This window comes from Streptococcus sp. UMB1203, from assembly GCF_030217725.1.
GTDB lineage: Bacteria > Bacillota > Bacilli > Lactobacillales > Streptococcaceae > Streptococcus.
Genome location: NZ_JASOOK010000081.1, coordinates 1 through 272 on the forward strand (window position 1 = coordinate 1; position 272 = coordinate 272).

Genomic DNA, 272 nt, shown 5'->3' on the forward strand with positions numbered 1-272 from the left:
GTACACAAAAGTCATGAATCGCAAAGCAATCCATGACTTCTAATTATTTACTACTATTTCTTCACCGTTCCTTTTTTCACAGCTTCATCAATGGCTTGTTTAACGGTTTGTGCATAGAGCTCACCGCCCTTGGTGATTGTTGTTGTCTCCGAGCCAAAGTGCACATAGTCAGTTCCGTACCAAATTTCTGGGTGTTCGATAGCAGTTTGATACCAATCCGCTACAAATACATAATCGTATTTTTTCGCCAATTCCAACTCATACTGACGTGT

1 protein-coding gene is annotated in these 272 nt (G+C 40.4%); it reads right to left on the reverse strand.

Features of this window, described 5'->3' with window-relative positions:
- Nucleotides 1-53: 53 nt before the first annotated feature.
- On the reverse strand, nt 54-272 hold a 219-nt coding region (locus QP439_RS09030), incomplete at its 5' end, for an SGNH/GDSL hydrolase family protein (protein ID WP_502961738.1).